Raw genomic sequence first — 11,647 nt, forward strand, 5'->3', positions numbered from 1 at the left:
GAAGCCCTGCGCCCTAAGGTTCACAGGGCCGGTTTGCGGCGACTTGAAATCAGTGTGCCGCCCACTCGATTTTCGAAATGTCGACACCGTCTTTGTACATGTCCCACAGCGGCGACAGGGTGCGCAGCTTGGTAACGGCCTCGCAGACTTTCTGCGCGGCGTAGTCGATTTCTTCTTCGGTGGTGAAACGGCCGAAGGTGAAGCGAATCGAGCTGTGTGCCAGTTCGTCGTTGCGGCCCAGGGCGCGCAGTACGTACGAAGGCTCAAGGGAAGCCGAGGTGCAGGCCGAACCGGACGAAACCGCCAGATCCTTGAGCGCCATGATCAGCGACTCGCCTTCAACGTAGTTGAAGCTCAGGTTCAGGTTGTGCGGAACACGAGCGGTCATGCTGCCGTTGATGTACAGCTCTTCCAGGCCTTCGACCTGCTTGAAGAAGCGGTCACTCAGGGCCTTGATGCGGATGTTCTCGGCAACCATGTCTTCCTTGGCTACACGGAAGGCTTCGCCCATGCCGACGATCTGGTGGGTCGCCAGGGTGCCGGAACGCATGCCACGTTCGTGACCGCCGCCGTGCATGGTCGCTTCGATGCGAACACGCGGCTTGCGGCTGACGTACAGCGCGCCGATGCCTTTAGGGCCGTAGGTTTTGTGAGCCGAGAACGACATCAGGTCGACTTTCAGCTTCGACAGGTCGATTTCGACCTTGCCGGTGGACTGAGCAGCATCGACGTGGAACAGGATGCCCTTGGAACGGGTCAGTTCGCCGATGGCTGCGATGTCGTTGATGGTGCCGATTTCGTTGTTCACGTGCATGACCGAAACCAGGATGGTGTCGTCGCGCAGGGCCGCTTCGATCATCTCTGGGGTGACCAGACCATCAGTGCGAGGCTCGATGTAGGTAACTTCGAAGCCTTCACGCTCCAGTTGGCGCATGGTGTCGAGGACAGCCTTGTGCTCAATCTTGGTGGTGATCAGGTGCTTGCCTTTAGTGGAATAGAAATGCGCCGCACCCTTGATTGCCAGGTTGTCGGACTCGGTGGCACCGGAGGTCCAGACGATTTCACGCGGGTCGGCGTTGACCAGGTCAGCGACCTGACGACGAGCGTTTTCGACGGACTCTTCAGCTTTCCAGCCGAACACGTGGGAACGGGACGCCGGGTTACCGAAGTTTCCGTCAACCAGCAGGCATTCACTCATTTTTTGCGCTACACGCGGATCAACCGGGGTGGTCGCAGAGTAATCAAGGTAAATCGGCAATTTCATGGACTATCTCCTAAATCAGGCTGGCTGGCGTGCCGCTAGCTCTTTGGCTGTCATTCGACGGCGGACGCTTCAATCTTGTCCAGGCGTGGCGCCTTGCTGTTGCAACGGCGTTGATCCTGACGCTGGGCTACTTCTTGTACCTCACGGCGAGTGACAAGGTCAGCCAAGCTGATACCGCTGAGAAATTCGTGAATCTGCAGGCTCAGATCGCACCACAAGTGGTGGGTCAGACAGGTGTCGCCTTGATGGCAATCACCCTGGCCCTGGCATTTGGTTGCATCGACCGATTCGTTTACCGCATCGATCACCTGGGCGACCTGAATGCCCTGCATGTCGCGCGACAGCTGATAGCCGCCGCCTGGACCACGGACGCTGGACACCAGATTGCTGCGGCGCAATTTGGCGAAGAGCTGTTCGAGGTAGGACAGGGAGATGCCTTGGCGCTCGGAGATATCGGCCAGGGACACCGGCCCGTGCTGCGCGTGCAACGCCAGGTCAAGCATGGCGGTTACGGCGTATCGGCCTTTTGTAGTCAGTCGCATGGACAATTACCACGGAGTTCGGAATGGGGCGAGTATGCAATTCCCGAGTATTTAAGTCAACTATAAGACCTAGTGCTTTACTCGGGATTACCCGCAAAAGAGCGGGCGCATCATAGCAAAGGCTGGCGGCGTACAGCCAGCAATTGCGCGTTATCGCTCTTCGCGAGCAGGCTCACTCCCACAAGGAACCCATACACACCACAAGTCCAATGTGGGAGCGGGCTTGCTCGCGAAGGGGTCGGCGCGGTTTAGCTGGCCTGACTCTGATCCTTGTCCTTCACACAGGCAAAGTCTTCTTCGCGCAGTTCAGGCAGATCTTTCGCACAGTAATTGCTACCCAGATCCTTCAGCGCCCCGCACATCCCTTCAAGTCGACCATCTACAGCCTGCAAATGATCGAGCAACTGGTTAATGGCTCGAGCCACTGGGTCCGGCATGTCTTCACCGACACCGTAGGCATCGAAACCGATCTTCTCGGCCATTGCCTTGCGCTTGGCGTCCTGCTCTTCATCGGACTTGACGATGATCCGCCCCGGAATCCCCACCACCGTCGCCCCGGGCGGAACCGCCTTGGTGACCACGGCGTTGGAGCCGACCTTGGCACCAGCGCCGACCGTGAACGGGCCAAGCACCTTGGCCCCCGCCCCGACCACAACGCCATCCTCAAGCGTCGGGTGGCGCTTGCCCTTGTTCCAACTGGTGCCACCCAGAGTCACACCCTGATAAAGGGTGACGTCATTACCGATCTCAGCGGTTTCACCGATGACGATGCCCATGCCATGGTCGATAAAGAAGCGACGACCGACCTTGGCGCCCGGATGGATCTCGATCCCGGTCAACCAGCGACCGAAGTTCGACACCAGCCGCGCCAGCCACTTCCAGCCCATGCCCCACAGGACCGACGACAAGCGGTGGATCCAGATGGCGTGCATGCCCGGGTAGCACGTCAGAACTTCAAAGGCGTTGCGCGCTGCCGGATCACGATGGAAAACACTCTGGATATCTTCACGCAAACGCTCGAACATTTTTAATCCTTCCGCTTAAGAAGCTCACCACGGGCCGCTTTCTGGGTTTCCGTGAGGATGCCACGCAATATATTCATTTCCGCCCGGCTGACCGAGCTACGTCCGTACAACCGGCGCAGGCGCGCCATCAAGTGCCGTGGCTTTTCCGGATCGAGGAATTCAATGGCCACCAGGGTTTGCTCCAGGTGCTCATAGAATCGCTCCAGCTCATCCATGGTCGCCAGCTCAGCGCTTTTGACGGAGGCCACTTCTTCCTTCTCGACCTTGCTCGGCTGGCCTTGGGCCGCCAGCCAGGACATGCGCACTTCATAACTCAACACCTGCACCGCCGCCCCAAGGTTCAGCGAACTGAACTCAGGGTCTGAGGGGATGTGCACGTGATAATGACATCGCTGCAGCTCTTCATTGGTCAGACCGGAATCTTCACGACCAAAGACCAAGGCAATCTTGGCACCCTGCGCTGCCTCCTCGACCACTTTCACGCCGCATTCACGGGGATCGAGCAATGGCCAGGGAATGCGACGGTCACGGGCGCTGGTGCCGAGCACCAGATTGCAGCCAACCAAGGCATCTTCCAAGGTGGCGACGACTTGCGCGTTTTCAAGGATGTCACCGGCACCGGAAGCACGAGCATCGGCTTCGTGATGCGGGAATAACCGCGGTTCGACCAGCACCAGCCGCGACAGGCCCATGTTCTTCATGGCACGCGCAGCACCGCCGATATTCCCGGGGTGGCTGGTATTGACCAGGACGACACGAATGTTTTGCAGCAAGGGAGGCGCTCTCGAACACTTTAATGGGGAGCAGAATCTTACAGCTCAACCTACCGTTAAGCTATGAAAGCGAACACCGACCTTCTCCTGTAGAAACTTTCTGATAGAATGCCCGGCTTTCTTTAACAACCTTAGGTGACACATCCATGCAGCCCATGCTGAATATCGCGCTGCGCGCCGCCCGCAGCGCCAGTGAATTGATCTTCCGCTCCATCGAGCGCCTGGATACCATCAAGGTCGACGAAAAAGACGCCAAGGATTACGTATCCGAGGTGGATCGCGCCGCTGAGCAAAAAATCATCGACGCGCTGCGCAAGGCCTACCCTACCCACGGCATTCTCGGTGAAGAAACCGGCATGCACCCGGGCAGCGGCGAAGGCGAAGAATACCTGTGGATCATCGATCCGCTGGACGGCACCACCAACTTCCTGCGCGGCATTCCTCACTTCGCTGTCAGCATCGCCTGCAAATACCGCGGTCGCCTGGAACACGCTGTTGTTCTGGACCCGGTTCGCCAGGAAGAATTCACCGCCAGCCGTGGTCGCGGCGCCCAACTGAACGGTCGTCGCCTGCGCGTCAGCGGCCGCACCAGCCTGGACGGCGCCCTGCTGGGTACCGGCTTCCCGTTCCGCGATGACCAGATGGACAACCTCGACAACTACCTGGGCATGTTCCGCGCCCTGGTTGGCCAGACTGCCGGCATCCGCCGCGCTGGCTCGGCGAGCCTGGACCTGGCCTACGTGGCTGCTGGCCGTTTCGACGCATTCTGGGAGTCGGGCCTGTCCGAGTGGGACATGGCTGCAGGCGCCCTGCTGATCCAGGAAGCCGGCGGTTTGGTGAGCGACTTCACCGGCGGTCACGACTTCCTTGAGAAAGGCCATGTTGTTGCCGGTAACACCAAATGCTTCAAAGCAGTACTGACGGCCATCCAGCCGCACCTGCCGGCCTCGCTGAAACGCTAAGCGAGCAGCCACAAAAAAGCACCCTTCGGGGTGCTTTTTTTATGCCTGAAAATCCAATTCCCGAAAACACCACAGACCCAATGTGGGAGCGGGCTTGCTCGCGAAAGCGGTGCATCAGCCACCGTCAATATTGAATGTGAAGCCGCCTTCGCGAGCAAGCCCGCTCCCAGATTGGATTGGTGGTGATGCATAAATCGTGGACACAAAAAAAGCACCCCGCAGGGTGCTTCTTTTTGATTCTCAAACCTGAATATTTAGCGGTTCTCTTCGTTCTGCCCCAGGATCAGCTTACCTTCCTTGTCGACCGGAATCTGGTTGCCCGGGTCGCGATCCATCCGCACTTTGCCTTCCTTGCCATCCAGCGAATAACGCACGTCGTAACCTACGACCTTGTCACTGATGTCATTCACCGTATTGCAGCGAGTTTGGGTCGTGGTGTAAGTGTCACGCTCCTGCATGCCTTCTTGCACCTTGTTACCCGCATAACCGCCGCCGACCGCACCGGCCACTGTGGCGATCTTCTTGCCAGTGCCGCCGCCGATCTGATTACCCAACAGACCACCAGCCAGCGCACCGACCACCGTACCGGCGATCTGGTGTTGATCTTTCACCGGCGCTTGCCGGGTTACTGCAACGTCCTTGCATACTTCACGTGGCGTCTTGATTTGTGTCTTGACCGGTTCAACGGCCAGAACTTGCGCATACTCAGGGCTGCTTTTTTTAACAAGGCTGTAGGTGGCAACAGCCCCCCCGGCCGTCACACCAACAGCACCCAATACTGCACCAACCAGCATCGACTTGTTCACATGAACCTCCTGACCATCACATGCGGGACATGCCCGCGCTTCTCCTAGCCTTGGAGCATAAAAAAAGGCGCGAGTTCAACACTCGCGCCTTTTCGGCCAACAGCTGGAAAACGATAGCCGTTATGGGCGGTCGTCAACTTCCTTATCGGTAGCCACCGCAGGAATCAGATCCTCGGTGCTCAGGTTCAGCCAGATCAGCACGACGTTGGCGATGTAGATCGACGAGTAAGTACCCGCCAGTACACCGATAAACAGGGCAATCGAGAAGCCGAACAGGTTATCGCCACCGAAGAACAGCAGGGCCGCGATCGCCAACAAGGTGGAGATCGAAGTCGCCATGGTCCGCAGCAGGGTCTGGGTCGTCGAGATGTTGATGTTCTCGATCAAGGACGCCTTGCGCAGCACACGGAAGTTCTCACGAACCCGGTCGAATACCACGATGGTGTCGTTGAGCGAGTAACCGATAATCGCCAGTACCGCCGCCAGCACCGTCAGGTCGAAGGTGATCTGGAAGAACGACAGGATACCGACGGTCACGATCACGTCGTGAATCAACGAAACGATGGCACCGACCGCGAACTTCCACTGAAAGCGGAAAGCCAGGTAGATCAGGATGCCCCCGAGCGCCATCAGCATGCCGAGGCCGCCCTGGTCGCGCAGCTCTTCACCGACCTGAGGGCCGACGAATTCGACGCGCTTGACCGTCGCCGGGTTATCGCCGCCGACCTTCAGCAGCGCTTCAGCCACCTGATGACCCAGCTGCGGGTCTTCACCTGGCATACGCACCAGCAAATCGGTAGTCGCACCGAAGCTCTGAACGATCGCCTCGTGATAACCCGATGTAACCAGCTGCTCACGCACCTTGGTGACGTCGGCCGGACGCTCGTAGGTCAGCTCGATGAGCGTACCGCCGGTGAAGTCCAGGCCCCAGTTCATGCCCTTGGTGGCGACACTGAACAATGCCAATGCCGTGAGGAACAATGTGACGCCGAACGCAAAGTTGCGAACGCCCATGAAGTTGATTGTACGTAACATGGCAGCCCCTTAAATCCACAACTTCTTGAAGTCACGACCGCCGAAGATCAGGTTGACCATCGCGCGGGTCACCATGATGGCCGTGAACATCGAGGTAAAGATCCCGAGGGACATGGTCACTGCGAAGCCTTTGACCGGGCCGGTGCCCATCGCAAAGAGAATCCCGCCGACCAACAAGGTTGTCAGGTTGGCGTCGAGAATCGCGGTGAATGCCCGGCCGAAGCCTTCGTTGATTGCCCGTTGTACGGTCATGCCCGCCGCGATCTCTTCACGTATCCGCGAGAAGATCAGAACGTTGGCGTCGACCGCCATACCCATGGTCAACACGATACCGGCGATACCCGGCAGGGTCAGCGTTGCACCCAGCAGCGACATCAAGGCCAGCAGCAGCACCATGTTCACTGCCAGAGCGACGGTGGCGATGATGCCGAAGAAGCGGTAGATGGCCATGATAAACAGCGAGACAAACAGCATGCCCCACAGCGATGCATCGATACCTTTGACGATGTTGTCGGCACCCAGGCTCGGGCCAATGGTGCGCTCTTCAGCGAAGTACATCGGGGCAGCCAGACCACCGGCACGCAGCAGCAGCGCCAGTTCGGACGACTCGCCCTGACCGTTCAGGCCAGTGATGCGGAACTGAGCACCCAGCGGCGACTGGATGGTCGCCAGGCTGATGATTTTTTTCTCTTCCTTGAACGTCTGGACCGGCACGTCTTTCTCGACGCCGTTGACTACTTGCTTGACGTAAGTGGTAACCGGACGCTGCTCGATAAAGATCACTGCCATGCTGCGACCGACGTTGCTGCGAGTCGCACGACTCATCAGCTCGCCGCCGTGACCATCCAGACGGATGTTCACTTCTGGCGTGCCGTGCTCGCCGAAGCCAGCCTTGGCGTCAGTCACCTGGTCGCCAGTGATGATCAAGCCACGCTCGATCTGTGCTGGCGGACGCTTGCCTTCACGGAACTCGAACGTTTCGGAAGTGGCTTTCGAAGCACCTGGCTCAGCGGCCAGACGGAACTCAAGGTTGGCCGTCTTGCCGAGGATACGCTTGGCTTCGGCGGTGTCCTGCACGCCCGGCAGCTCAACCACGATGCGGTTGGCGCCCTGACGCTGAACGATTGGCTCGGCAACACCCAGCTCATTGACGCGGTTACGTACCGTGGTCAAGTTCTGCTTGATGGAGTATTCACGGATTTCCGCCAGCTTGGCCGGGGTCATCGCCAGACGCAGTACCGGTTGGCCATTGAGGTCGGCCGGAACAATGTCGAAATCGTTGAAGCTCTTGCGGATCAGCGCACGGGCTTGTTCGCGGGCTGCTTCATCAGTGAAGCCCAGCTGAATGGCACCGTTGAGTTGCGGCAAGCTGCGATAGCGCAGTTTCTCTTTACGCAACAGGCTCTTCACATCGCCTTCGTACACTTTCAGGCGAGCGTCGAGGGCTTTGTCCATGTCCACTTCCAGCAGGAAGTGCACACCACCGGACAAGTCCAGACCCAGCTTCATCGGGTGCGCGGCCAGGCTGCGCAGCCATTGCGGGGTGGTTTGTGCCAGGTTCAGTGCAACGACGTAGTCATCACCCAATGCCTTGCGCACGACGTCCTTGGCAGGTAGCTGATCTTCAGCCTTGGTCAGACGAATCAGACCGCCCTTGCCGTTTGCTGCCAGGGTGGCAGCCTTGACGTTGATCCCGGATTCCTTGAGCGCTGTGCTCACACGATCCAGATCAGCCTGATTGACCAACAGCGCAGTGCTTGCACCGCTGACCTGAATGGCCGGGTCATCAGGATATAGATTGGGAGCGGAATAAATCAGACCGACCGCCAGCACCGCCAGGATCAGAATGTATTTCCACAGAGGGTATTTGTTCAGCATCACGCCGCCCGCTTATGACGCGGGGCGCCTTGCGCGCCCCGTCGATTGAGTAGAAGTTGAAACTTAGATCGCTTTTAGCGTGCCTTTTGGCAACGTGGCGGCGATGGCGCCTTTCTGGAACTTCATTTCGATGGTGTCGGAAACTTCCAGAACAACGAAGTCGTCGGCCACTTTAGTGATCTTGCCGGCGATACCACCGGTGGTCACAACTTCGTCGCCTTTCTGCAGGCTGCTCAGCAGGTTCTTCTGCTCTTTGGCGCGCTTGGCCTGTGGACGCCAGATCATCAGGTAGAAGATGACCAGGAAACCGACCAGGAAAATCCACTCAAAACCGCCACCCATAGGGCCGGCAGCTGCCGGTGCAGCAGCGTCAGCCATGGCATTAGAGATAAAAAAGCTCATTTAGCACTCCAGTTGCAAATGTTGAATCTTGGGGTCAGAAAACTCAGTCCAAAGGCGGAACAGGTAACCCGCGTTTGGCGTAGAAGGCATCGACAAAGGCGGCCAATGTACCCTGTTGAATAGCCTCGCGCAAACCAGCCATAAGCACCTGGTAATGGCGCAAATTGTGGATGGTATTCAACATGCTACCCAGCATTTCGCCGCACTTGTCCAGATGGTGCAGATAAGCACGGGAGAAGTTCTGGCAGGTGTAGCAATCGCAGGTCGGATCCAGCGGCGAATCATCATGGCGATGGAACGCGTTACGGATCTTCAGCACGCCTGTATCAATGAACAGATGCCCATTGCGGGCATTACGGGTTGGCATCACGCAATCGAACATGTCCACACCGCGGCGCACACCCTCAACCAGATCTTCCGGTTTGCCAACGCCCATAAGGTAACGAGGTTTGTCAGCCGGCATCTGACCCGGCAGGTAATCCAGCACCTTGATCATCTCGTGTTTCGGCTCGCCCACCGACAGACCGCCAATGGCCAGGCCATCGAAGCCGATATTGTCGAGGCCTTCCAGGGAGCGCATGCGCAAATCCTGGTGCATCCCGCCCTGAACGATGCCGAACAGTGCCGCCGTGTTGTCGCCATGGGCTTCTTTCGAACGCTTGGCCCAACGCAACGACAGCTCCATCGACACCCGCGCGACGTCTTCGTCGGCCGGGTACGGGGTGCATTCGTCAAAGATCATCACGATGTCCGAGCCCAGATCGCGCTGGACCTGCATCGACTCTTCCGGGCCCATGAACACTTTGGCGCCGTCGACAGGAGAAGCGAAGGTTACGCCCTCCTCCTTGATCTTGCGCATGGCGCCCAGGCTGAACACCTGGAAACCGCCGGAGTCAGTCAGAATCGGGCCTTTCCACTGCATGAAATCGTGCAGGTCGCCGTGCTTCTTGATCACTTCGGTGCCAGGACGCAGCCACAAGTGGAAGGTGTTGCCCAGAATGATTTCCGCGCCTGTGGCGGTGATATCCCGCGGCAACATGCCCTTGACCGTGCCGTAGGTGCCCACCGGCATGAAGGCCGGGGTTTCTACGGTACCGCGTGGAAAGGTCAAACGACCGCGACGAGCCTTGCCGTCGGTAGCAAGTAACTCAAACGACATACGACTTTGGCGACTCATTCTGTTTCCTCAGGGCCACGTGGTGCTGGGTTACGGGTGATAAACATCGCATCACCGTAGCTGAAAAAGCGGTATTCATGCTCCACGGCGGCTTTATAAGCGGCCATGGCTTCGGGATAACCGGCAAACGCCGAAACCAGCATCAACAGCGTGGATTCGGGCAAATGGAAATTGGTGACCAAGGCATCGACCACATGAAACGGCCGGCCCGGGTAGATAAAGATGTCGGTTTCGCCACTGAACGGCTTGAGCACTCCATCGCGCGCGGCACTTTCCAGGGAACGCACGCTGGTGGTCCCCACGGCCACCACGCGACCACCGCGAGCGCGACAGGCTTCGACGGCATCGACCACATCCTGGCCGACTTCCAGCCATTCGCTGTGCATGTGGTGATCTTCAATCTTCTCGACGCGCACCGGCTGGAACGTGCCAGCGCCGACGTGCAAGGTCACGAACGCCGTCTCGACGCCCTTGGCGGCAATCGCCTCCATCAGCGGCTGATCGAAATGCAGCCCCGCCGTCGGCGCCGCCACCGCGCCCAAACGCTCGGCGTAGACCGTCTGATAACGCTCGCGGTCCGAGCCTTCATCCGGGCGGTCTATATAAGGAGGCAACGGCATGTGCCCGACGCGGTCGAGCAGCGGCAACACCTCTTCGGCGAACCCCAACTCAAACAACGCGTCATGGCGCGCCAGCATCTCGGCTTCGCCACCGCCGTCGATCAGGATCTTCGACCCCGGCTTCGGCGACTTGCTGGAGCGCACATGGGCCAGCACGCGATGACTGTCCAGCACCCGCTCCACCAGGATTTCCAGCTTGCCGCCGGAAGCCTTCTGGCCAAACAGCCGCGCCGGAATCACCCGGGTATTGTTGAACACCATCAAATCGCCCGGGCGCAAATGCTCAAGCAAATCAGTGAATTGACGGTGTGCCAGGGCGCCGCTGACCCCATCAAGGGTCAACAGGCGACTGTTGCGACGCTCGGCCAAAGGATGGCGGGCAATCAGCGAATCAGGGAGCTCGAAGGTAAAGTCAGCAACGCGCATGATGGGGTTCGTCTAGCAGGGCCGGGAAGTCTAGCGGAAATATCAAAAATTCTCCATGTACCTGATTGACCGACGGTTATCTCATCTCTATACTTCGCCGCCATTGAGCCCTGATGGCGGAATTGGTAGACGCGGCGGATTCAAAATCCGTTTTCGCAAGAAGTGGGAGTTCGAGTCTCCCTCGGGGCACCAAAATTAAGAAAGGTCTTGCTTTGCAAGGCCTTTTTTTTCGTCTGTAGAAAAGCCGCCCTGCCCGTGTAGGAGCTGCCGAAGGCTGCGATCTTTTGATCTTGCGCTTTAACGTCTCCCCCGCCGGTGGGACATTTCATAAGGATTCCCTCTATGGAATTGCTGCTGGAAACCGTCGCCCTCTTTTCCCTCAAACTGGCTTATGAATCGGAAGGTCAATGTCCGATTTTACGGGATGATTTGGTCATGGCCGATTACCAGCGAGATGTGTTTGAGTTGCTAGTGCGACGGGGGGATGTCGATGCCATCCAACAAAAGGTGGATGAGTGTGTGGCGTTGGCGCTGGAGTCAATCGGGGGTGTGAATAAGCCGTTGGGTCGGGAATTGCAGAGGTTGGTCGCTGAATTTGCCGGCACTCAGACGATGGCGGAGCTTGATGGCCCGCTTATCGTGCTGAAGGATTATTTGAAAGACATTCAATGATTGAAGGGCAGGTAAAAAATGGGAATACCACATAAGCCGAAACTGGTTTCCATACCTTATCCACT

12 protein-coding genes and 1 tRNA gene are annotated in these 11,647 nt (G+C 58.2%); 3 read left to right on the forward strand and 10 right to left on the reverse strand.

The window, feature by feature from the left end; genetic code table 11:
* Positions 1–49: 49 nt before the first annotated feature.
* The 4 genes from DFS28_RS13945 to trmJ all read right to left on the reverse strand — a co-directional run bounded on the left by DFS28_RS13945 (position 50) and on the right by trmJ (position 3,604).
* Positions 50–1,264 (reverse strand): IscS subfamily cysteine desulfurase, encoded by a 1,215-nt coding sequence (locus tag DFS28_RS13945; RefSeq protein WP_111450282.1) that lies wholly within the window; start codon positions 1,262–1,264, stop codon positions 50–52.
* 50 nt (positions 1,265–1,314) lie between these two features.
* Positions 1,315–1,806, reverse strand: coding sequence for a Fe-S cluster assembly transcriptional regulator IscR (gene iscR / locus DFS28_RS13950; protein ID WP_007903581.1), 492 nt, complete (start codon positions 1,804–1,806; stop codon positions 1,315–1,317).
* A 248-nt stretch (positions 1,807–2,054) separates the two neighbouring features.
* A complete protein-coding gene (gene cysE / locus DFS28_RS13955; protein ID WP_111450283.1) occupies positions 2,055–2,831 on the reverse strand; it encodes a serine O-acetyltransferase in 777 nt (258 codons plus the stop codon).
* A 2-nt stretch (positions 2,832–2,833) separates the two neighbouring features.
* A complete protein-coding gene (trmJ, locus tag DFS28_RS13960) occupies positions 2,834–3,604 on the reverse strand; it encodes a tRNA (cytosine(32)/uridine(32)-2'-O)-methyltransferase TrmJ (protein ID WP_111450284.1) in 771 nt (256 codons plus the stop codon).
* 146 nt (positions 3,605–3,750) lie between these two features.
* Here trmJ and suhB point away from each other — a divergent pair, with 146 nt between their 5' ends.
* Positions 3,751–4,566, forward strand: a complete 816-nt coding sequence (gene suhB, locus DFS28_RS13965; RefSeq protein ID WP_008147729.1) for an inositol-phosphate phosphatase — start codon at positions 3,751–3,753, stop codon at positions 4,564–4,566.
* Between the two features lie 254 nt (positions 4,567–4,820).
* On the opposite strand, the gene DFS28_RS13970 is transcribed toward suhB, so the two are convergent.
* From DFS28_RS13970 to queA, 6 genes are all read right to left on the reverse strand, one after another.
* Positions 4,821–5,372 carry a glycine zipper 2TM domain-containing protein gene (locus DFS28_RS13970; protein WP_111450285.1) on the reverse strand — a complete coding sequence of 184 codons (552 nt, stop codon included), beginning with the start codon at positions 5,370–5,372 and terminating at the stop codon, positions 4,821–4,823.
* A 120-nt stretch (positions 5,373–5,492) separates the two neighbouring features.
* Positions 5,493–6,407 (reverse strand): protein translocase subunit SecF, encoded by a 915-nt coding sequence (gene secF, locus DFS28_RS13975; protein WP_111450286.1) that lies wholly within the window; start codon positions 6,405–6,407, stop codon positions 5,493–5,495.
* A 9-nt stretch (positions 6,408–6,416) separates the two neighbouring features.
* A complete protein-coding gene (gene secD / locus DFS28_RS13980; protein ID WP_111450287.1) occupies positions 6,417–8,285 on the reverse strand; it encodes a protein translocase subunit SecD in 1,869 nt (622 codons plus the stop codon).
* A gap of 63 nt (positions 8,286–8,348) precedes the next feature.
* Positions 8,349–8,687, reverse strand: coding sequence for a preprotein translocase subunit YajC (gene yajC / locus DFS28_RS13985; protein ID WP_111450288.1), 339 nt, complete (start codon positions 8,685–8,687; stop codon positions 8,349–8,351).
* A gap of 43 nt (positions 8,688–8,730) precedes the next feature.
* Positions 8,731–9,846, reverse strand: a complete 1,116-nt coding sequence (gene tgt / locus DFS28_RS13990; RefSeq protein WP_161990833.1) for a tRNA guanosine(34) transglycosylase Tgt — start codon at positions 9,844–9,846, stop codon at positions 8,731–8,733.
* 14 nt (positions 9,847–9,860) lie between these two features.
* Positions 9,861–10,910 carry a tRNA preQ1(34) S-adenosylmethionine ribosyltransferase-isomerase QueA gene (queA, locus tag DFS28_RS13995; RefSeq protein ID WP_111450289.1) on the reverse strand — a complete coding sequence of 350 codons (1,050 nt, stop codon included), beginning with the start codon at positions 10,908–10,910 and terminating at the stop codon, positions 9,861–9,863.
* A gap of 107 nt (positions 10,911–11,017) precedes the next feature.
* Between queA and DFS28_RS14000 the strand changes: the two genes are divergently transcribed.
* Positions 11,018–11,102: transfer RNA gene (locus DFS28_RS14000), tRNA-Leu, on the forward strand.
* Between the two features lie 150 nt (positions 11,103–11,252).
* Positions 11,253–11,582, forward strand: coding sequence for a hypothetical protein (locus tag DFS28_RS14005; protein ID WP_111450290.1), 330 nt, complete (start codon positions 11,253–11,255; stop codon positions 11,580–11,582).
* The last annotated feature ends 65 nt before the right edge of the window (positions 11,583–11,647 follow it).

It is taken from the genome of Pseudomonas sp. 478, assembly GCF_003254125.1.
Taxonomy (GTDB): Bacteria; Pseudomonadota; Gammaproteobacteria; order Pseudomonadales; family Pseudomonadaceae; genus Aquipseudomonas.

Coding starts and splice junctions, on each gene's coding strand:
- DFS28_RS13945 (WP_111450282.1), bottom strand. CDS start 1,264: ATGAAATTGCCGATTTACCTTGATTACTCTGCGACCACCCCGGTTGAT.
- iscR (WP_007903581.1), bottom strand. CDS start 1,806: ATGCGACTGACTACAAAAGGCCGATACGCCGTAACCGCCATGCTTGAC.
- cysE (WP_111450283.1), bottom strand. CDS start 2,831: ATGTTCGAGCGTTTGCGTGAAGATATCCAGAGTGTTTTCCATCGTGAT.
- suhB (WP_008147729.1), top strand. CDS start 3,751: ATGCAGCCCATGCTGAATATCGCGCTGCGCGCCGCCCGCAGCGCCAGT.
- secF (WP_111450286.1), bottom strand. CDS start 6,407: ATGTTACGTACAATCAACTTCATGGGCGTTCGCAACTTTGCGTTCGGC.
- secD (WP_111450287.1), bottom strand. CDS start 8,285: ATGCTGAACAAATACCCTCTGTGGAAATACATTCTGATCCTGGCGGTG.
- yajC (WP_111450288.1), bottom strand. CDS start 8,687: ATGAGCTTTTTTATCTCTAATGCCATGGCTGACGCTGCTGCACCGGCA.
- tgt (WP_161990833.1), bottom strand. CDS start 9,846: ATGTCGTTTGAGTTACTTGCTACCGACGGCAAGGCTCGTCGCGGTCGT.
- queA (WP_111450289.1), bottom strand. CDS start 10,910: ATGCGCGTTGCTGACTTTACCTTCGAGCTCCCTGATTCGCTGATTGCC.
- DFS28_RS14005 (WP_111450290.1), top strand. CDS start 11,253: ATGGAATTGCTGCTGGAAACCGTCGCCCTCTTTTCCCTCAAACTGGCT.